Source organism: Arthrobacter woluwensis, assembly GCF_030816155.1.
Classification (GTDB): domain Bacteria; phylum Actinomycetota; class Actinomycetes; order Actinomycetales; family Micrococcaceae; genus Arthrobacter_E; species Arthrobacter_E woluwensis_A.
Map to the genome: position 1 here is coordinate 2,846,140 of NZ_JAUSXR010000001.1, position 20,195 is coordinate 2,866,334.

Consider the following 20,195-nt stretch of genomic DNA (forward strand, 5'->3'; position numbering starts at 1 on the left):
TTCGCGGTCGGCCGAGCCCGGCATGCGCGATCCGCGAACCGTCGGACGGGGGCGCCGCTCCAGTCATACGGCCGGCCCGGTTCCCGCCGCGAAAGTGGGCCCAGCCTGCGGGTGACACAATATTCCGGTGCGCTCCTCTGACTCGCTGATCCCTCTCCTGGGCCGCTCCGCGGAACCGGAACAGCTTCAGCACGTCCGCACCATCCCCTCGCGTCAGGCCCGCCACGGTTCCTGGCCGGAATGGGCTCACCCCGACGTCGTGGCCGCGTATCAGCGGCTGGGGGTCGACACCCCGTATGAGCACCAGGTGGCAGCGGCGGAGCGGGCTCATGCCGGCGACCACGTGGTGATCGCGACCGGGACCGCCTCCGGCAAGTCGCTGGCGTACCAGTTGCCCGCCGTCGACGCCGTGCACCGGTCCGAACTCCGGGTGCTCGCCGAGCCGGGCAAGCTCCACGACGACGGCGCCACGGTCCTCTACCTCGCCCCCACCAAGGCTCTGGCGGCGGACCAGCTGGCCTCCCTGCGTTCGCTTCGCCTGGGGACGCTGCGGGCCGAGAGCTATGACGGCGACACCGATGCGAGCTCACGCCGGTGGATCCGCGAGCACGCCAACATCATCCTGGCCAACCCGGACATGCTGCACCACGGCATCCTGCCGAACCATTCCTGGTGGGCCCGGTTCTTCCGGCGTCTGCGGTACGTGGTCATCGACGAGGCGCACAGCTACCGGGGCGTCTTCGGCTCCCATGTGGCGAATCTGCTGCGGCGCCTGCGCCGGGTCTGCGCCTACTACGGTGCCGAACCGGTGTTCCTCGCTGCCTCCGCCACCGCTGCCGAAACCCGCGGAATCCTTCTCCCGGCTCATCGGCGCTCCCGTCACCGCGGTGACGGACGACGCCTCCCCTCGGGGTGCCACCACCGTCGCCTTCTGGGAACCTCGGCTGACCGAATTGCAAGGAGAGAACGGAGCGCCCACCCGGCGGACCGCGATCGCCGAGTCCGCCGACATGCTCGCCAATCTGGTGTCGTCCCACGTGCGTACCATCGCTTTCATCAAGTCCCGCAGAGGGGCCGAGCGGATCGCCTCCATCACCAAGCGGCTCCTCGACGACGTGGATCCCAGTCTCCCGGGTCGAATCGCCGCGTACCGTTCGGGGTACCTCCCCGAAGAACGCCGGGCGCTGGAGGCCTCCCTGCGCTCCGGGGAACTCCTCGGGGTGTCCAGCACCTCCGCCCTGGAACTCGGCATCGACATCTCGGGGCTCGACGCTGTCCTGGTGGCCGGCTGGCCCGGAACCAGGGCCTCCTTCTTCCAGCAGATCGGCCGGGCCGGGCGAGCAGGTCAGGACGCCGTGGCCGCTTTCGTGGCCAGCGACGACCCCCTCGACACCTACCTCGTGCACCATCCCGAGGCCGTGTTCGACGTCGGGGTTGAGGCCACGGTCTTCGATCCGTCCAACCCCTACGTCCTGGGCCCGCATCTCTGCGCCGCCGCGGCTGAACAGCCACTGCGCCCCGGGGATGAGGAGCTCTTCGGTCCCACCGCCCGCGCCATGCTGGACACCCTGGTGGAACGCGGCTATCTGCGCCGCCGCCCCGCCGGCTGGTTCTGGACGCACGCCCAGAGCGCGGCGGGGATGGTCAGTATCCGCGATGACGGCGGTGGACCCGCGCGGATCGTGGACGCGGACACCGGTGCCCTGCTCGGCTCGATGGACTCGCCCCAGACGCATTATCAGGCGCACCGGGGAGCGGTCTACATCCACCAGGGTTCCAGTTACCTCGTGGAGGAACTGGATGAGGAGGACCACACCGTCCTGGTCCGGCGGGCCAATCCGGATTACTACACCACCGCCAGGGACGTCACCCAGGTGGAAGTCCTGTCCGTGGACCGCTCCATGGAATGGGGCGACGTCGCGGTTCACTTCGGCGAGGTCAAGGTGACGACTCAAGTGGTCTCCTTCCAGAGGAAATCGCTGGCCTCCAATGAGGTGCTCGGCGAGGAGCCCCTCGACCTGGAGGCACGCGACTTGTTCACCAAGGCGGTGTGGTTCGTGGTGGGCAACCAGCGCCTGATGAACGCCGGCCTGGTGGAGGCGCAGTTCCCGGGCGCCCTGCACGCGGCAGAACATGCTTCGATCGGCATGCTCCCGCTCGTGGCCTCGAGCGACCGCTGGGACATCGGTGGTGTCTCCACGGCCTTGCACGCCGACACCGGGCATCCCACGATCTTCGTGTACGACGGGCACGCCGGTGGAGCGGGCTTCGCCGAGCGGGCCTTCGCCAAGGCCCGCACCTGGCTCGCCGCCACCCGCGAGGCCATCCTGTCCTGTGAGTGCGAATCCGGCTGTCCCTCGTGCGTCCAGTCCCCGAAGTGCGGTAACAAGAACAACCCGCTCGACAAGGCGGGGGCGCTGGTCCTGCTGGAGGCCTTCCTCAAGGACGCCCATGACTGGACAGGCCCGAAGACGCCCGACGGCGAAGCGTAGGGGCCGGCGCGCAGGCCGACTCGGCCCTCTTGGCCGCCCAGGCCGACTCGGCCTCCAAAGCCGCCCAGACCACGCGGGCCGCGCTGGCCGGAGAGGGCTGGCGAAGTGCTGCCCTGAGCGGCCCGAACGCCCAAGCCGCCCACACCACGCGAGCTGCGCGGGCCGGTGACGGCTGGCGAAGTGCCGCCTCCTTCCTCAGGCGGCGGACCCGCGCGTGCGCGACCTTCGCCGCGTCCCACCCCGAACACACCGCCGATGCTCGTCCGGATCTCCGCGATGTCTCGAGATGGCCCCTGCAATTCGCAGGAGTCCAGCTGTGCTCCGTCTCTGGAGGCGATCTCCGCCGCTACGGTGCATGGATCTCCGTTCCGCAAGCCACGCGCGGCGTCCGCGGCCGCGAGCGCTGAGAGATCCGCCGCAGCGGCCGCGCGGGAAGCCAGCGAGGCCGCCTGTCCGAGCAGGACGACGAGCAGTACCGCGACGAGGACCACCAGCCCGAGTCCGAGTGACAGCATGGTGCCCGAACCACCTTCCGACAGCCGGCGGGTCTCCTCTAAAGCCGGGCAGGACGCCTTCCGACAGCTCATGGGGTTCCTCCGGGATCTTCCAACGCCGCGGTCGACTGAGCCGTCTGGACCCAGGGAACCGCGGCGCCGAGGACGCCCGGTGCGGGTGCCTGGACGGTGGCGCGGACGAAGCCCGCGCCGTCGTCGTGGAACTCCAGCGACGCGTGGTCCCCTGCCAGCCGGAGAGCACCGGCGCTGGCCGCTTCCTGACTGTCACCGCGGGCGAGGGCACGCGAGGCGGCCCGGGCCGCCTCCTCGAGGCGCACTTGCTGTGAGCCGGCGGCGACGGCTCCCAGCAGTACCGCGAGAAGGGAGACGACCACCGGCAACGTCACCGCGAACTCCGCAGTCACCGTGCCGCGTTCACCCGGTCCCCGGTGGCCGGGACGGTGCTCTTTCACGGGATCGCCAGGGCCGTGCGGATGATGTTCAGCAGGAATCCTCGGACCTCGTCGCTGCGCATGATGACGACCAGGAGTCCGGCGAATGCCACGGCAGCCAAGGTCGCGATGGCATATTCCGCCGTCGATGTCCCTGCCTGCCCTGAACAGGTCCTGGCCAGCCTGGCGCGGAAGCGCCAGAGGATTCCGGCCACGCGGAGCCAGAGAACGGCACACTCGCCCGCAAGGATCTCCGTCCACCGGGCGACCCCTGCGCGGACCCCGCCCGCAAGGGTGCGGCGTTCAGGGATACTCACGTCTGCTGGAGACGGAGAAGTGTTGTTGTGCATAGAGATTTCCTTTCAGTTGTTGCTTGCATAAGGGGTTGCTTGCATAAGGGGTTGCTTGCATCAGTTGCGACTTTCGGTGGGTGCCCTTCCGGGCGATGTCAAACGACTCCAGGGAGGAGCGCCAGGACCACCGGGACGATGCCCAGGCAGATGAACGACGGCAGGGAGCACATCCCCAGGGGCAGGACGAGCCGGACGCCCAGAGTCGCGGCCCGTCGTTCGGATTCCCTCAGAGTCCTGCGCCGCTCTGCCGCAGCACTGGACTGGATGCTCTGAGCCGACGGCGCTCCGCTGAGTGCGGCGAATCCCAGTGATTGCTTCACCGCCTGCAGCGCCGGGTGAAGAGCAGGCGCGGATCCACGAACGAGGCGGACTGCGAACCGGACCGGACCCGCCCGGCTGGGGCTCACGCCAGAAGGGAGACCGGCTCCGGATGCACTGCGCCAGGCTTCATCCCACGCGCCGCCCAGGGCAAGACCTGCCACGACTCTTCGAAGCTGAGCCGCTATGGCCTGATCCGTGCACTCAGCCAGCACTTCGAGGCTGCGCTGCACACTGAGTCCGGCCTCCAGCAGAACCCCGACCAGTTCCAGCAGGAGGGCACTGTCATCCACGGCTCCGGCACCCCCAAAGGTTTCCGACGGGTTGGGTGGCTCGCCGGACCTCTGCCGGGCAGGACCGGTCCTCCGGGCCAGAACTGCGACGCTCGATGGTCTGGCACTGGTCAGACACCAGCACGCGATCAGCAGGGCGAGAAACTGGAGAAGGCCCGTCATAGCGCCGCCTCCGCCTGGCGTACCAAGTGCGAAGACCAGATCCGTCCGAGGAACCAGAAGACCAGGCCCGCTCCCACGGAAAGCCCGCCCAGCGGCGACTGCAGCATGATGGTCACCGGGTCGACACCCAGAAGCAGTCCAAGGCCCAGCCCGAAGAACGGCAGCCAGCCGAGCAACACGACACTGGCCCTGGGACCGGCGAGCGCAGTCTGGCGAGACCTCTCCGCGTCGGCGGAGTGTTCGAGGTCAACGGCGAATCGCGCCAGAAGCTCTGCCAGCGGACAGCCACTGAGCTCGCTGGCCCGAACGCAGGCGGCGAGCCTGGACCAATGCCGAGCGGCGGAGCCGGACGCCTTCGCGAAATGTCCGGTCGTCACGTGACGGTGAATGGCAAGCGCGGGGCTCTCCCCCAGAGCGGCCGCCTGAGCCGCCGCGATGAGCGGGCCCGGATCCGCCAGGCGACCCCCGCCCGGCCCGGACATGGAGGGCAGCCCATCGTCCGTCCGTTGGAGGTCCAGCAGTTCCCGCCACGCCTGGGCCGGGCTGCGCCCGCCACTCAGCAATGCACCGAGATGGTGGACCAGAACAGCCATGGCTTCGAGATCCGAGGCGACGGATTTCCGTGCGCCGGAAGCGCCCCGACCGAACCGATTCCGGAAGGGGGCCAAAGTGCCGTTCCAGAATTTCCCACCGCTGCGACGGGAGCAACCGTCAGCGAATCGCCAGTGGTCCCGCCACACCCATGCGCCCTGTCCGGGACCGGCGACCAGCAGGGCCGCCATCAGAAAGACGGTGAAGAGCATCACGAGTCCGCCTCGCCGTACAGCCTGGTCCTGAATGCCGGCCAGCCCGGCCCGTGACTCACTCGCCCGCCGGAGTGCCGCAGGACGGATTCCGTGATCAAGCGGCCGCTGACTGCGCGCACCACGCTCAGTTCACGGATTTCCCGTCCCGTCGACGTCCGGGCCAGATGGATGATCACATCGACCGCGCTCGACACCTGGGCCGCTGTGGCGACGCCGTCCATCCCCGCCAAGGCGCACAAGGCCTCGAGACGGGCCGGCACGTCATCGGCCGAGTTCGCGTGCAGCGTCCCGGCCCCACAATGTCCGGTGTTCAGGGCCATGAGCAGTTCGCGGACCTCCGAGCCGCGGCACTCCCCCACCACGAGACGGTCCGGCCTCATACGCAGGGACTCCCGGACGAGTTCACGCAACCCGATCGCTCCTTTGCCTTCGATGTTTCCGTGCCGGGACTCCAGCCTGATGACGTGGGAGTGTCCGGGGTCGAGTTCCGATGCGTCTTCGATCAGGACGAGCCGCTCCTGTGGTCCCGCGAGGCTCAGCAGCGAGGACAGCAAAGTGGTCTTGCCGGAGCCGGTGGCGCCACTGATCAAGAAGTTCATGCGTCGCATCATCAAGGCACGGAGCACACCCTGGAGGTCCGGGGTGAACATCCCGGCCTCGCCGAGTTCGGAGAGAGTGAACCGCTGATCACGGCGGATCCTGATGGACAGCACGGTGCCGTCGGGCGATAACGGCGGGATGACCGCGTGGACCCGGTAGCCGCCCGGAATCCGCACATCAACGCACGGATTGCCTTCGTCCAGGCGTCTCCCACCGGCCGAGATCAACCGCTGGGCGAGGGCGCGCACCTGTTCTTCATGCCCCAAGGGCACAGCGATCCGCTCCAGCCCGGAACCGCGGTCCCACCAGACGTCGTCGGGACCGTTGACGAAGATGTCGGTGACTCCCGGAACGTCGGCGACCACCTGTAACGGTCCCAGACCTCGCAGTTCCGCGTTGATGCTCTCCACCGCCGCGAGCGCCACGGAAGGCCCCAGGAACCGGCCCGTCGAGTTCACAGCGGCAGCGACCAGCTCGGTGGTCACGGGGCCGGGTGAGCTCAGCACATCCTGGCGGATGGTCTCGAGGAGCGCCTGATCCACGCCGTGTCCGTTCCCGGGACTCTGGGCGAAGCCATCATCCGGGCCGCTGTCGATGGCCGCGAAAGGACGCCGCCGCCGTAGAGTGGCCGAACGGACTGCGCGTCGGCGGCCGCTGTCCGGCCCGGGGAGATCCGACGAGATCCGTCGCTCGTCCGGTGTCTCGGTCATCGGGCACCACCTCCGACGTGGGTCAGCACCGCGTGAACCACCTTCCGCACGGGGCGGTCGTGGGCCAGCGCGGGCAGGCGGCCTTCATCCGCCGCAGCGACGACGCCCCGCAAAGGCGGGATCAGGCCGTGATACTCGAGACCCAGCCTCCCAGCGAGCTCTGCCGCTTCCGGACCCCGTCCTCGGTGAGCCCGGGCCACGAGTCCAGGAGAGGACACCGGCACATGGCCGAGTTCGTTGCTGGCACGGACGGCCGCATTGAGGGTGAGAGGGGCGCACACGGTCAACGAATCGCACCACCGCGCGAGCTGGTGCAGGGTGGAATCCGCAAGGTCGAGGATGACCAGGTCATACGCCTTGCGCGCCGCATCCAGGACACGAGGATCATGAACCGTCGTTCCCGGCTCGACACTGCCAGCCGTCCACGTGAGGACCGAGAAACCCGAGACCTGTGGCAAGGAGTTCGCAAGGCGCTCGGGGCTGATCGCGCCACCACTCGAATTCAGCTCGGTCCACCCCACTCCCGCGAGTTCCGTGGCGGACAACGCGTATCCCCAGCCGGTGTCCTGGGACGCGGTGTTCACCAGCACCGCGCGCAATCCCTGCTCAGCCGCCTGCGCCGCCAGCCACACCGCGAGGGTCGAGGTGCCGCTTCCTCCGGAGGCACCCCAGACCCCGGTGACCAGCCCGCCGTCGCGCACCGTGCCCATACCGCCGAGGAATTCCGCCAGCCAGCCCATGGCGGCGGGCAGGACACCGACTCGTTCCACGCCCCACATGGCCGCACGGTCCCACAGCCCGGAGTCATCCTCGGCGCCGAGCAGCGCATCCACCGGCCGACGACGAACCGGCAGTTCCAGCACGTCTCCTCCCACGATCACAGCTCTGGACCGGTCCCACTCCGGGAGCGCACTCTGGACGTCTTCCGCGACCCGCAGCCGCACACCGGCCGCAGCGGCAGCAGCCCTCACCGCTTCACGGATGACGGCGCGTCCGGTGATCACGAGGAATGGCGCGCTGAAGGGATCCGTTCCGGTGGCAGCCGATACCGGGGATCCGGGGGCGCCCTGCGCGGCCGGGAAAGGTGCCGTCGCGCTCTGCATACGTCGTTTCATGAATCCAGCGTGCTGGCGAATCGGGCATCCCGGCATGGGCCGACTCCGCGATGTGGACAGGCCTCACAGCCACTTATCCACACCGCGAGAACCCCGTCGGGAAACGTCGGCGCCACCCGGGAGAATGGAACCATGCACATCCTGATCACCCCCGACGACGACGGCGGGGCGCACCTGTCCCGTCTCGACGCCTCGGGCGTGACGATCGGCAGTCCGTGGCGGGTCCCTGCGGAGGAGCTCCCCGCGGAGGTGCTGTCGCTCGAAGGTGAGCAGCCCCGCTGGGTGTGGGACACCGTGCACGACTTCTACCCCCGTCTCCTGGCCGCCGGTGTGCGAGTGGCCAGATGTCACGACATCAGCCTGATCCGCACGATCCTGCGGTTCTCCTCTCGGGTGGATGCCCCGGACTATGCGGAGATGGCCGCCCGGATCAGCGGTTCCACGGAATATCCCAGCCCCGATGCCGGCCCTGTGGAGCAGGTCCAGGACAGCCTCTTCGACGCACCGCGCCAAGCCCGGGACCACGAACTGACGCGCCAGGAGTTCGCGGCTCAGCTGAAGGCGATCGCGGATTCCACCTCGCCCGTCCGGCTGCGCCTGCTGGTCGCGGCGGAATCGGCGGCGGCACTGGTGGCCACCGAGATGCAGTTCCTGGGCGTTCCGTGGGACCAGGCGGCCCATCGCAGGCTGCTGGAGGACGTGCTCGGCCCGGAACCTGCCCCCGCACAACGGCCCCGGAAGATGGAGACCCTGGTGGCGGAGATGAGGGAACTGCTCCGCTCGCCCTCGCTCAACCCGGATTCGCCACAGGATCTGCTGCGGGCGCTGCACCGTAACGGGATCGAAGTGCGGACCACCCGGCAGTGGGAGCTGCAGGAGTTCAACCATCCCGTGATCGCCCCGTTGCTGGAGTACAAGAAGCTGTCCCGGCTTTACACGGCGAACGGCTGGTCATGGCTGGACAGCTGGGTGCGTCATGGGCGCTTCAGATCGGATTACGTGGTGGGAGGCGTGGTCACCGGACGATGGTCGTCCCGAGGAGGCGGGGCCCTGCAGATCCCGAAATCAGTCCGGAACGCGGTCCGGGCGCTTCCGGGGTACAAGCTGCTGGTCGCCGACGCCTCACAGGTGGAGCCTCGGATTCTGGCGGCGATGTCGGCCGATCAGGGCATGGCCACCGCCGCCCGCGGTCAGGACCTGTACGCGGAAATCGCCGACGCCGGGTTCGGGGGCAGCCGTTCCTCGGCGAAGGTAGCCCTTCTGGGTGCGATGTATGGGGCGACCACCGGCGAATCCGCTCGGCTCATGCCCCAGCTGAAGAAGCTGTATCCCGCAGCCATCGGGCTGGTGGAGGACGCCGCCCGGCGCGGGGAACGCGGGGAATCCGTCTCCACGTGGCTGGGCAGGACCACTCCTCCTCCCGGCGCCGCATGGGACGCGGCCCAGCGGACTCAGACGCAGGAGGAACAGCGCCGCGCGGATTCCTGGGCCAGGTCACGAGGCCGGTTCACCCGCAACTTCGTCGTCCAGGGAACCGCGGCGGAATGGGCCGAGTGCTGGCTGGCGGGAATCAGGTCGCGGCTCCACGAGCTCGGCGCCGCCTTGCCGAGGGCTCGGGAGAGCAATACCGGTGAGGCCGGATCCTCGTCCTGGCCGATCACGGGCCCCGCGGAACTCGTCTTCTTCCTCCACGACGAGATCATGGTCCACGCTCCCGAAGAGCTCATCCCCGACTGTGTCGAGGCGGTGGAAAGCGCGGCCCGGGATGCCGGGCGGCTCCTGTTCGGCACGGCCCCCGTGGACTTTCCGCTCACGGTGGCCGTGGTCGATTCATACGATCAGGCCAAGTGATGCAGCGTTGCACCTTTCACAGGCCCCCGGACCGCCACGCGGAACCCCGCCACCATTCAGAACCCGACGGTCAGAGAGCACAGCTCAGAGCGTGAAAAAGTGCTTCCGCTCCGGGTCCCACGGCTTGGCCCACCCGAGGTAGTGGAACGTCTCCTCCAGCAGCTTGCCGGTGAATCCCCAGATGAAGATGTCCTCCACCAGGAAGGCCGGGGATTCAAAGGTGACCCCGGCTCGCTCCAGGCTGGCCGTGACCCGGTTGGCAGGATCCAGGAGGTCCCGCACGGGGATGCGGAACACCAGGGCCGACTCCCGAGGATCCACCACGAACACCGGACTCGCCTCGCGCCACCAGGCCAGGACAGGAGTGACCATGAAATTGCTGTAGGGCAGCGGATGCGACGGCAGAACCCCGACCACGTCCACACCGGCCGGGTTCAGACCCGTCTCCTCCACCGCCTCCCGCAGTGCGGCGGCGGCCTCGTCGGCGTCCTCGGGCTCCACTTTGCCGCCGGGGAAGGCGATCTCCCCCGCGTGGCTGCCGAGCGTCGTCGCGCGCTGAAGCATCAGAAGGTCCAGGTCATCCGGGCCGAGGCTCTGCGGGTCGCGTCCGGCGCTTTCGGCCGTGGGCGCGAAGAGCATGAGGACCGCGGCGTCGCGGGCGGTGTCGGGCTCGGCGAGCGTGAGCCGCCACCGTGCGCCCAGCTCTTCAGCGAGGACGGTTCCGGCCTCGCCGGCGAACCGGCGGAGGTCCTGCAGGGCGCTCACGAAGCGGACTCGGCCAGCAGTGCCCGCTGAGAAGCCATCCGGATCTCGGCCGGATCCTTCACTGCGGCCAGATACGCGGCGCGGAGTTCCTCCTGGCCGGGAGCGAGTTCGTACTTCAGGAGCTTGGCCGCCTTGACGGGGTCCGTCTCGCCCATGCCGTACGACGGGCACCACTGGGCCACCACGCACGCGCCGCACGCCGGCTTCCGGGAATGGCACACCCTGCGCCCGTGGAACACGACCCTGTGCGAAAGCTGCGTCCATTCCTTGCGCTCCACCAGCTCGCCCACCTCGCGTTCCACCACCACCGGATCGTCCGAGGTGGTCCACTCGAAGCGCCGGGCGAGGCGCCCGAAATGCGTGTCGACCGTGATGCCGGGGATGCCGAACGCATTGCCCAGCACCACATTGGCCGTCTTGCGACCCACGCCGGCCAGGGTGATCAGGTCCTCCACGGTCGGCGGGACCTCGCCGTCGTACTCGTCGACCAGCCGAGTCGCCAGCGCCACGAGGTTCCGCGCCTTGGCCCGGAAGAAACCGGTGGGCTGGATGATGGCTTCCAGGTCCGGAAGCTCGGCCTGCGCCATCTCGCGGGGGCCCGGATAGCGGGCGAACAGCGCGGGGGTGATCTGGTTGACCCTCATATCAGTGGTCTGCGCGGAGAGCACCGTGGCGACCAGCAACTCGAACGGGTTCCGGAAGTCGAGCTCCGGGTGGGCGTACGGATAGAACTCCCCCAGGACCTTGTTGATCTTCCGCGCCCGGCGTTTCTTAGCCAGCAGACTTTCGCCGCCGGCCGCCACGGTGTTCTTCGTCATTGCGGGTCAGGAACCCCGCTCGATGCTGCGGAGGTCGTGCAGCACGCCGATCCGGCCGTCCTCGTTCTGGACCACCAGACCCTGCGGGCCTTCCTGCAGCGCCAGGATCCACTTGCCCGGCTCCAGGTCGAACACGGGAGCGCCACTGCGCTCGTCCAGGGCCACGCGCCGTTCCGGCACCGCGAACCAGAAGGCCTGCTGCGCGGGCTGCTCGGCCTCACGGTGCGGGTCGACGACGGCGTGAATCGGGTCCGCGGACCCGGAACCTGCGGGAGCGGCCTCCTCAGCCTCTGCCGGCTCCGCAGAGCCGGCAGAGGCGCTGCCCGCCCCAGTATTCGGTGCACTGCCGGTGTTGAGCGCACTGCGGAGCACCGTGACGTCGGAGTCATCGTCCGGATGGGGAGCGAAGAACTCCTCCTCTTCCGGCTCCTCGACGGGTTCGTTCAGCGTCGGGACGCCGAGCACGGGCTCCGGAAGCTCAGGAGCTTCGGCCACGCGCGACTGGGCCTCCTTCAGAAGGTCGTCTTCGGACGGGCCTTCCGACGCGTCGTAGTCGGCGGTCGCCAGGACTTCGTCGCCCAGGATCGGATCGGACCCGGCGAGCGCCGAGTCGTCCCGCGTCGAGGACGGCTCCTCCGACGGCACTTCAGCGGCGGCGGCGCCGGCATCGGAACTGGTGACCGTTTCGGGATCGGAACCCGCAGCTCCTGCGGCGGGCGCGGGCGACGGTTCGTCAGCCGAGGCGGCGGAACCGGCGTCGCGGGCCTCGCCCACACCCTCCCCCAGACCTTCAACGGTACCCTCCGGTGCTCCAGGCGCCTCCGGCGCGCGGTGCCGCGACCCGGACGGCGAGGCTCCGGCGTCGTCGGTCGGCGATTCCGCCGGCTCGGCAGCCGGCGCACCGTGCCCAGCGGCTGCCGCGCCCACCCCTGCCGCACCGGCAGCAGCCGGGGCAGCCCAGGCTGAGCCCTGCTGCGACTGCTGCGACTGGTAGCCCTGCGGAGCGTACGGCGACGGCGCACCCTGCGGCGCACCGCCCTGTGCCGGGCCACCCGGGTGATTCCCGTAGCCCGGGGTGCTCGGGTACTGCTGCGCAGCGGGACCGGAGTGAGACGGACCGGAGTGCACCGGCTGCGCGGGACGGTTCGCCGGAGCGGCGTCCCGGGCCACGACGTGAGCGGGCGCTTCGGGACGGCCGGTGAAATCGGCCGCGAACACGGGAATGAAACGCGCCAGGACGGTCGTCACGAAGAGCAGCGCGGCGCCCAGAAGACTCAGGATCACCGACGTCCAGTTGATGTAGGCGTAATACCCCAGGAACGGCAGGACACTGAGCCGGCTCAGCGCGCCCAGCAGCGCCAGGGACGCCAGCACCGAGGCGAGCTGGTCGAGGGAGAAGGACCCGAGACGGAGCTTGGTGGTCGGGCTGACCCGGCGGATGACGAAACCGACCCCGACCGCGAGCGGAAGGATCATGTCCAGCCCGAGGAACTCGAGACTCGGGATGAAGCCGAGACGGCCGAAGTTCCCCAGGCCATTGCTCACGAGGAGCAGCACGACGGCGACCAGGACGAGCACATCACGGAGAGTCAGAGGGCCGAGGAGGGCCTTTCCACCCTCGGGCTGCTGACTCACCGAGGCGCCGTGACCCGCACCGGGCGCCTGGGTGTAGCCGGGGCCGGGATATCCAGCGCCCGGCGCCTGCCGGCCGTAGTCGGGCGCGTTCTGCTGAGGAGCGGGCTGCTGGCCGTACTGCTGTCCCTGCCCGCCCGCGCCTCCGTACGGAGCACCGGCGGAAGTGCCACTCTGCGGACCGCCCTGATACTGTCCCGGAACCTGCTGCGCCGGCTGCCCTTGCGGCTGGCCCTGGTACTGACCCGGAGGTCCCCAGGGATTCCGCTCCGGGTTCTGCTGGCCAGGCGTTTCCGGCCCGCCCTGGTTGTTGAACTCTGGCGTTGACATCGGCTGTGTTCTCCTGTCGATGGAGGTCATGCTGCGGACTTGTCACCAGCCTAATGGGCGGACGGCCCGCCCGGGAGAAGTGTTGCCTGAGAACGCCGAGGCCCCCGCGCCGACGCTCGCTGCGATTTCTCCAGAAAAGCGCCAAATCGCCCGCCACACCCCGTCCCACCGCTGTCGAGGATCGCCCGGCCGGCTCCACTGCCATATCTGTTCACCGTGGTCCATAGTGTGACCGTCGACACTCATTTGTCGGAGCGGAGGACTAAGGTGGTCGGTGGAATGCACCTCAACGAAGAAGTAGAAGGATCCAGGATGTCTGAAGAGACCACTCCAGCCGCAGGTGACGCCTTGGAAAACCTGCTCCAGGAGAACCGCCGTTTCGCCCCCACCCCGGAATTCGCAGCGAGCGCCGTCGCCGGTGAGGAACTGTATGCGGAAGCCGCAGCTGATCGCCCCGCGTTCTGGGCCCGGCAGGCGCGTGAGCTGCTGACCTGGGACAAAGACTTCGAGACCGCTTTGGACTGGAGCAACGCCCCCTTCGCCAAGTGGTTCGTGGGCGGCGAGGTCAATGCGGCGTACAACGCTCTGGACCGGCACGTCGAGAACGGTCTCGGCGAGCGCGTGGCCATCCACTTCGAAGGCGAGCCCGGGGACACCCGCAGCTACACCTATGCCCAGCTCACCGACGAGGTGAAGAAGGCGGCGAACGCCTTCGAATCCCTCGGCGTCGGCAAGGGTGACCGCGTCGCCGTGTACCTCCCCATGATCCCGGAAGCCGTCATCACCCTGCTGGCCTGCGCCCGGATCGGCGCCATCCACTCGGTGGTGTTCGGCGGGTTCTCGGCCGACGCTCTGCGCTCCCGCATCGACGACGCCGAAGCCAAGCTCGTCGTCACGGCCGACGGCACCTACCGCCGCGGCAAGCCCAGCGCGCTGAAGCCCGCCGTGGACGAAGCGCTCGCCGCGGACGGCCACACGGTCCAGAACGTCGTCGTGGTCCAGCGGAACGGCGAGCCGGTGTCCTGGACCGAGGGCCGCGACCAGTGGTGGGACGACGTGGTGGGAGGCGCCTCCGCCGCGTACACCGCGGTGGCCCACGACTCCGAGCATCCGCTCTTCATCCTCTACACCTCCGGCACCACCGGGAAGCCCAAGGGCATCCTGCACACCACGGGCGGGTACCTGACCCAGGCGGCGTTCACCCACAAGAACGTCTTCGACCTCCACCCGGAGACGGACGTCTACTGGTGCACCGCCGACGTCGGCTGGATCACCGGTCACTCCTACGTCACCTACGCGCCGCTCATCAACGGCGCCACCCAGGTCATGTACGAGGGCACCCCGGACTCCCCCCACCAGGGACGCTGGTGGGAGATCGTGGAGAAGTACAAGGTCTCCATCCTCTACACCGCTCCCACGGCCATCCGGACCTTCATGAAATGGGGCCGCGAGATCCCGGAGAAGTACGACCTCTCCTCCATCCGCGTGCTCGGTTCCGTGGGCGAGCCCATCAACCCGGAAGCGTGGATGTGGTACCGCGAGGTCATCGGCTCGAACAAGGCCCCGATCGTGGACACCTGGTGGCAGACCGAGACCGGCGCCATGATGATCTCCCCGCTGCCCGGCGTGACGGCCACGAAGCCCGGTTCGGCCCAGGTGCCGCTGCCCGGCATCGCGGTGGACGTGGTGGACGAGGTCGGCGAGTCCGTGCCGGACGGCCACGGCGGCTTCCTGGTCATCCGCGAGCCCTGGCCCTCCATGCTGCGCGGCATCTGGGGCGATCCGGAGCGCTACAAGGACACCTACTGGTCCCGCTTCGATGACATGTACTTCGCGGGCGACGGCGCCAAGAAGGACGCCGATGGGGACGTCTGGCTGCTCGGCCGCGTGGATGACGTCATGAACGTCTCCGGCCACCGGCTCTCCACCACGGAGATCGAGTCGGCCCTGGTCAGCCACCCGTCGGTGGCGGAAGCCGCCGTGGTGGGCGCCAACGACGAGACCACCGGCCAGGCGGTCGTGGCGTTCGTGATCCTGCGCGAAGGCGTGGAGGACACGGGAGACGTGATCGTCCAGGACCTCCGCACCCACGTGGGCAAGGAGATCGGCCCGATCGCCAAGCCGAAGAACATCCTGGTGGTGCCGGAACTTCCCAAGACCCGCTCAGGCAAGATCATGCGCCGTCTGCTCAAGGACGTGGCGGAAGGCCGCGACCCGGGTGACGCCACCACGCTGGCGGACCCCACGGTCATGCAGCAGATCGCCGCGGACCTGCGGAAGTAGGGGCGGCCGGGGCGGGCCACCCGGCCCGCCCCGGCCCGGCCGGTCGACGACGGCGAGTGCGCACTCTCAGCGCGAGGGTGCACACCCGCCGTCGTCTCTTTCATACCGGGGTATGAACCACCCCGCTCAGACTCCGCTCCTGCTCCGATGTGCCTTTCTCCGCGCTTCGGAAGACTGGAGTCATGACCACGATCCTCCACGCCAGAGACCTGTCCCTCTCCTACCCCGGCGCGTCGCTCCCGGCGCTTGACTCCGTCAGCCTGAGCATCGGCCACGGTGAGTCGGTGGCGATCATGGGCGCCTCAGGTTCGGGCAAGACGTCCCTCCTCCACTGCCTGGCCGGCATCATCCGGCCGGCCAGTGGTTCCATCACCTTCGTCTCCAGCGCCGGGCCACTTCAGGTCGAGACCCTCGACGACGGCGCCCGCGCCCGGTTGCGCCGCGAGGAATTCGGCTTCGTCTTCCAGCAGGGACTCCTGCTCCACGAACTGACGGCCCTGGAGAACGTGGCGGTGGCCCGCATGCTCAACGGCGTCCCCCGGGCGCACGCCGAGGAGGAGGCCGTCCGCTGGCTGGCCCACCTCGGCCTGGCCGGGATGGAGAACCGCAGGCTCGGCGAGCTGTCCGGCGGTCAGGCGCAGCGCGTGGCGATCGCCCGGGCCCAGATCACCGGCGCCCGCCTGATCTTCGCGGACGAGCCCACCGGCGCCCTCGACTCGACCACGTCCACCGAGGTCCTCGACCTGCTGCTCGGCACGGTCGGGGAAGGACGCACCCTCGTGATGGTCACCCACGATCCCGAGGTCGCCCGCCGCTGCGGCCGCATCGTGACCCTGAGCGATGGCCGGATCGTCTCCGACACGGGCTCCCCCGCCTCCGCCTCAGCTCCGGGGGCCTTCGGCCTCGGAAGCGGTGCGGCCCGATGAACACCCTCCGGACCTCACTCCGCCTGGCCGGGCTTTTCCGGCGCCGGCAGGACGGCGACCGCGCCGCGACCCTGCTGCCGCTCCTCTCCTTCGCCCTCGTCACGGCGCTTCTCCTGCTGGTGACGGGCGGCGCACAGGCCTTCTTCCGCTGGGACGACGAGCTCGCCATCACCTACCAGATCCTCGCCGTGATCGCCTTGGTCCTGCTGCTCGTGCCGCTCGGCACAGTGGGCGCCTCGGCCGCGAAACTCGCCGCACGACGCCGGGACGACCGCCTCTCCTCGCTCCGCCTCCTGGGCGCCTCGACGGGGACGGTCACCCTCCTGACCGTGCTGGAGGCCGCCACGACCGCCCTGCTCGGCTCCCTTCTGGGCGTCGTCCTCTACTGCGCCACGGCTCCCTTGCTCGGACTGCTCCACTTCCGGGGCGCCGCACTGGGCGATCAGATCTGGCTGCCCTGGGCCGTGGTGCCCCTCCTCGCCCTGGGGATCGTGCTGCTCGCCTCGGTGAGCGCCGTCGTCGGGCTCCGGTCCGTGGTGGTGACTCCGCTGGGCGTCCGCACCCGACAGCGCGCCGGCACCGCCCACTGGGTCCGCGCGCTGGTGGCGGCCGGGATCGTGGTCGTCGGCGTGTTCCTCTTGCAGGGGATCGGCGCGCTGGGCCAGTTCGGCGGCGTCGCCGCGATGATCATCGCGATGGCTGTGGCGTTCGGCGGCGCCCTCCTCGCCCTCAACTTCATCGGCCCCTGGTTCATCCGCGTCGTGGCCCGCCGGCGGCACCGGAAGGCGCCCACCGTCGCGAAGCTCCTCGCCGCGCGGATGATCCTCGAGGACCCGAAGGCCGCATGGCGGCAGGTCAGCGGCGTGGCGATGACCAGCTTCGTCGGAGTGTTCGGAGCGGTCGGTCTCGCGATGGCCGCCATCACGGAGGACCACCCCATGGATGACGCCTCGCGCTGGCTCATGCGGGACATCTCCACCGGGGTGCTCGTGACGGTCGCGGCGTCGTTCGTGATGGTCGCGTGCTCCGTCGGGATCAACCAGGCCGCCTCGACCCTGGACCGCGCCGCCGTGCACGTCTCGCTGGACCGGCTCGGCATGCCCCGCGCCGTGATGGTCGAGGCGAGCCGCCGTTCCGTCATGTCGGCCTTGTGGGTGGTGGCGGGCGGCTCCGCGGCGTGCGCCGCAGGTCTGCTGTTCCCGCTGGTGGGCTTCGCCGTCTTCGTTCAGCCGCTGGCCGTGATCACGACGGCGGCCGTGTTCGTGGCGGGCTTCCTGGTGGTCCGCGGCGCGGCGGCGCTGGCCGCCCAGCTGGTGCCGGGGATCCTGGCCCGGCCGGAGCGCGTGCTCTAGAACGCACTTCTGAGGACGAAGGGGTGGACGCCGGCGGTTTCCGGCGTCCACCCCTTCGTTCCCGGCTCCGTTCCCGGCGCGGCGATGGCTCAGTGGTGGAGCTGGAATGTGGGCACGAAATCGGGGTCCGTGATCGCCGGCCTCCGCAGCGAGAACGCTTCGATGGGGTGCGACGTGGAGCCGTCGGTCAGCAGCTCCGCGAGGATGCGCCCCATGAGAGACGCGAACTTCCCCGCGTGCCCCGCCCCGTTGAACACGGCCACATGTGGCGCGCCCGGAATGGTGTCCAGCACGAAGTCGCGGTCCGCCGGCATGTCATATACGCACGTCTTGTTCGCATACACAGGCCCGACGGCGCCCGGCAGGTGCCGCCGCAGGAACCCTTCCAGCAGCGCGGCTTCCTCGGCGTCGCCTTCGTAGACGCGCTCGTCGCTGCTGATGAAGCGGCCGCGCATGTCCCGCGCGATCTTGACCGCCGGCTCACCGTAGACCGGGAACCCGTAGTGGTCCTGCTCGCCGTGGAAGATCCAGATGGGGAACCGGTCCGGGGTGAACTCGGACAGACGGGCCGACGTGAAATAGCTGACCTGTTCCTGCGACAGCGTGAGGCGGTAGTTCAGCCCGAGGTCCGGCATCAGCTCGCCGAGCCACGAGGACACGGCCACCACGAGCCGGTCCGCATGAAAGTCGCCCCGCGTCGTCCGGACCGTCACGCTGTCAGGCCTCACCTCGACCCCGGTGGCCCGGGTGTGCGGGAGGAAGGTCACCCCGTGGGCGAGGGCCAGGGAGGTGTGGGCGGCGACGCTGGCCCGGATGTCGATCAGCCCGCCGGCCTCCTGGTACATGCCGGTGACATCATCCTCGATCCGCCACTGGGGCCAGCGGCGGCGGATCTCGTCCGCGTCGAGGTCCTCATAGGGGATGCCCTGCGCCGCGAGCGCGCTGCGGTAGCCGTCCAGGGAAGCACGCGCCGCGGGTGCTGAAGAGGCGAGGTCCAGCCCGCCCGTCCGGAGGTAGAGCGGCAGTCCGGACTGTTCCTCCACGTGCGCCCAGGCGTCGAACATGGCGGGCGTCAGGGCCGTGTACGCGGTGCTGTGATACGCGTGCCGGATGATGCGGGAGACGTCACCCGAGGAGTTCCGCGTGTTGACCAGCTCGTCCTGCTCCAGGACGAGCACACGGGTGCCCGGGGTCTGAGAGAGCCAGTAGGCGGCCGCGGAGCCGATGGCCCCCGCGCCGATGACGATGTGCGTGTACCCGCCCGGCATGGCGTTCTCCCGTCGTTGAGCGATCCTTCCGAGAGTGGCACACGGGCTGTGACGCACGGTAGTCCGTGACGCCGCTTTGCGGGCGGCGGAAGTGCGGGGCGACGGGGGTGGTGGAGATGCGCGGCGGCAGGTGCGCTCAGGAACCCTCGGCCCGGCAGCCACAGGACCGCCGCAGGATCAGCTCGCACTCGAACACCTGGTTCCGGGAGGGCTCGTCGCGCTCGGCCCCGATGATCGCCCGGACGCCGGCCTCGGCCATCTCCTTGACGGGCTGCCGCACGGTGCTCAGCGGCGGCCAGCAGTATTCCGCCTCGGCCGAGCCGTCGAACGCCATGACCGCCACGTCGTCGGGCACGCTGAGGCCGGCCTCCTGGACCGCACGGAGGAAGCCGATGGCCTGCTGGTCCGAGCTGATGAAAACAGCAGTCGGCCGGGGCGTGACGGCGAGGAACTGCTTCCCGGCCTCGTAGCCGCCCTGCCGGTCGAAGGTGCAGCGGAAGATCCGGCCTTCCGATTCACCCAGGCCTTGCAGGGCCGCACGCCAGCCACCTTCGCGGCGGTCCGGCGCATTCCCGGTGGTGAGGCCCATGACCAGGGCGATGTCCCGGTGGCCGTGCGAGGCCAGGTGCTCCACCGCGCGTCGTGTGCTCTCGGAGAATTCGGGGCCGATCGCGTCCACGGACGGGGACTCCTCGGAGAAATTGAGCAGCACCGTCCGCACGCCGCGCTCCCGGAGCTCCTGGATGTCCGGCTGCACCAGGACCGAGCAGAGGAACACGCCATCCACCTGCCGGTCGATGAAGTTCCTGAGATGCCGCCGCTCGACGGACAGCGAGTCCCGGGAGTCGGCCAGGAGCATGGCGAACCCCTGTTCCTCCGCGGCCTGCTCGACGGCCTCGGCCAGGCTCGCGAAGAACGGGTTGCTGATCTTCGGGACCACCATGCCCAGAATCTGCGACGACCCCTTCTTGAGGGCCCGCGCCGCCGCATTGGGCCGGTAGCCGAGCGCCGCGATCGCCTGCCGGACCTTCTCCTCGGTGGCCGGGGCCACGTTCTTGGGGCCCCCGTTGACCACATAGCTCACGACGGCGGTGCTGACGCCCGCCAGGCGGGCGACGTCCTTCCGCGTGATCACGGGTCGGGGTGAAGCGGAGAGGTCCGGCATAGCCACCATG

Annotated in this window: 15 protein-coding genes and 2 pseudogenes; 5 read left to right on the top strand and 12 right to left on the bottom strand. The window is 69.5% G+C overall.

Annotated features, from left to right (window positions below):
* The first annotated feature begins 127 nt into the window (after window positions 1–127).
* Window positions 128–2,492 (top strand): annotated as a pseudogene (locus QFZ52_RS13010) (DEAD/DEAH box helicase).
* Between the two features lie 215 nt (window positions 2,493–2,707).
* Here the strand turns inward: QFZ52_RS13010 and QFZ52_RS13015 are convergent.
* The 7 genes and pseudogenes from QFZ52_RS13015 to ssd form a co-directional block, all read right to left on the bottom strand.
* Window positions 2,708–3,079: pseudogene (locus QFZ52_RS13015) on the bottom strand (Rv3654c family TadE-like protein); the annotation flags it as partial.
* Window positions 3,076–3,393: a TadE family type IV pilus minor pilin gene (locus tag QFZ52_RS13020; protein WP_307498016.1), complete on the bottom strand. Its 318-nt coding sequence runs from the start codon at window positions 3,391–3,393 to the stop codon at window positions 3,076–3,078. The gene QFZ52_RS13020 and the pseudogene QFZ52_RS13015, both read right to left, overlap by 4 nt.
* 62 nt (window positions 3,394–3,455) lie before the next feature.
* Window positions 3,456–3,755: a DUF4244 domain-containing protein gene (locus QFZ52_RS13025; RefSeq protein ID WP_307498017.1), complete on the bottom strand. Its 300-nt coding sequence runs from the start codon at window positions 3,753–3,755 to the stop codon at window positions 3,456–3,458.
* 131 nt (window positions 3,756–3,886) lie between these two features.
* Window positions 3,887–4,402 (bottom strand): type II secretion system F family protein, encoded by a 516-nt coding sequence (locus QFZ52_RS13030; protein WP_307498018.1) that lies wholly within the window; start codon window positions 4,400–4,402, stop codon window positions 3,887–3,889.
* A gap of 158 nt (window positions 4,403–4,560) precedes the next feature.
* The gene (locus QFZ52_RS13035) at window positions 4,561–5,367 is read right to left on the bottom strand and encodes a type II secretion system F family protein (protein ID WP_307498715.1); all 807 of its coding nucleotides are present in this window, start codon (window positions 5,365–5,367) and stop codon (window positions 4,561–4,563) included.
* Window positions 5,367–6,680 (bottom strand): TadA family conjugal transfer-associated ATPase, encoded by a 1,314-nt coding sequence (locus tag QFZ52_RS13040; protein WP_307498019.1) that lies wholly within the window; start codon window positions 6,678–6,680, stop codon window positions 5,367–5,369. The genes QFZ52_RS13035 and QFZ52_RS13040 overlap by 1 nt, the downstream gene beginning before the upstream one ends.
* On the bottom strand, window positions 6,677–7,795 hold the full coding sequence (ssd, locus tag QFZ52_RS13045; protein WP_307498020.1) for a septum site-determining protein Ssd: 1,119 nt from the start codon (window positions 7,793–7,795) through the stop codon (window positions 6,677–6,679). The genes QFZ52_RS13040 and ssd overlap by 4 nt, the downstream gene beginning before the upstream one ends.
* 132 nt (window positions 7,796–7,927) lie before the next feature.
* Between ssd and QFZ52_RS13050 the strand changes: the two genes are divergently transcribed.
* A complete protein-coding gene (locus QFZ52_RS13050; protein ID WP_307498021.1) occupies window positions 7,928–9,646 on the top strand; it encodes a bifunctional 3'-5' exonuclease/DNA polymerase in 1,719 nt (572 codons plus the stop codon).
* Window positions 9,647–9,730: 84 nt separating this feature from the next.
* Here QFZ52_RS13050 and QFZ52_RS13055 read toward each other — a convergent pair whose 3' ends face one another.
* From QFZ52_RS13055 to QFZ52_RS13065, 3 genes are read right to left on the bottom strand one after another with little or no spacing between them, the layout of a single operon-like run.
* Window positions 9,731–10,411 (bottom strand): NUDIX hydrolase, encoded by a 681-nt coding sequence (locus QFZ52_RS13055; protein ID WP_307498022.1) that lies wholly within the window; start codon window positions 10,409–10,411, stop codon window positions 9,731–9,733.
* Entirely contained in the window at window positions 10,408–11,229 is an 822-nt protein-coding gene (nth, locus tag QFZ52_RS13060) for an endonuclease III (RefSeq protein WP_307498023.1), read from the bottom strand. Before nth ends, QFZ52_RS13055 begins: the two co-directional genes overlap by 4 nt.
* Window positions 11,230–11,235: 6 nt before the next feature.
* The gene (locus QFZ52_RS13065) at window positions 11,236–13,191 is read right to left on the bottom strand and encodes a hypothetical protein (RefSeq protein ID WP_307498024.1); all 1,956 of its coding nucleotides are present in this window, start codon (window positions 13,189–13,191) and stop codon (window positions 11,236–11,238) included.
* Between the two features lie 312 nt (window positions 13,192–13,503).
* On the opposite strand from QFZ52_RS13065, the gene acs reads away from it, so the two are divergent.
* The 3 genes from acs to QFZ52_RS13080 all read left to right on the top strand — a co-directional run bounded on the left by acs (window position 13,504) and on the right by QFZ52_RS13080 (window position 17,752).
* Window positions 13,504–15,474: an acetate--CoA ligase gene (gene acs / locus QFZ52_RS13070; RefSeq protein ID WP_307498025.1), complete on the top strand. Its 1,971-nt coding sequence runs from the start codon at window positions 13,504–13,506 to the stop codon at window positions 15,472–15,474.
* Window positions 15,475–15,656: 182 nt separating this feature from the next.
* The gene (locus QFZ52_RS13075; RefSeq protein WP_307498026.1) at window positions 15,657–16,400 is read left to right on the top strand and encodes an ABC transporter ATP-binding protein; all 744 of its coding nucleotides are present in this window, start codon (window positions 15,657–15,659) and stop codon (window positions 16,398–16,400) included.
* On the top strand, window positions 16,397–17,752 hold the full coding sequence (locus QFZ52_RS13080) for an FtsX-like permease family protein (RefSeq protein WP_307498027.1): 1,356 nt from the start codon (window positions 16,397–16,399) through the stop codon (window positions 17,750–17,752). Before QFZ52_RS13075 ends, QFZ52_RS13080 begins: the two co-directional genes overlap by 4 nt.
* Window positions 17,753–17,841: 89 nt before the next feature.
* Here the strand turns inward: QFZ52_RS13080 and solA are convergent, their stop codons facing one another.
* Together solA and QFZ52_RS13090 are read right to left on the bottom strand one after the other, a co-directional pair.
* Window positions 17,842–19,020 (bottom strand): N-methyl-L-tryptophan oxidase, encoded by a 1,179-nt coding sequence (gene solA / locus QFZ52_RS13085; RefSeq protein WP_307498028.1) that lies wholly within the window; start codon window positions 19,018–19,020, stop codon window positions 17,842–17,844.
* A 136-nt stretch (window positions 19,021–19,156) separates the two neighbouring features.
* Window positions 19,157–20,194, bottom strand: coding sequence for a LacI family DNA-binding transcriptional regulator (locus QFZ52_RS13090; RefSeq protein WP_307498029.1), 1,038 nt, complete (start codon window positions 20,192–20,194; stop codon window positions 19,157–19,159).
* Window position 20,195: the final 1 nt, after the last annotated feature.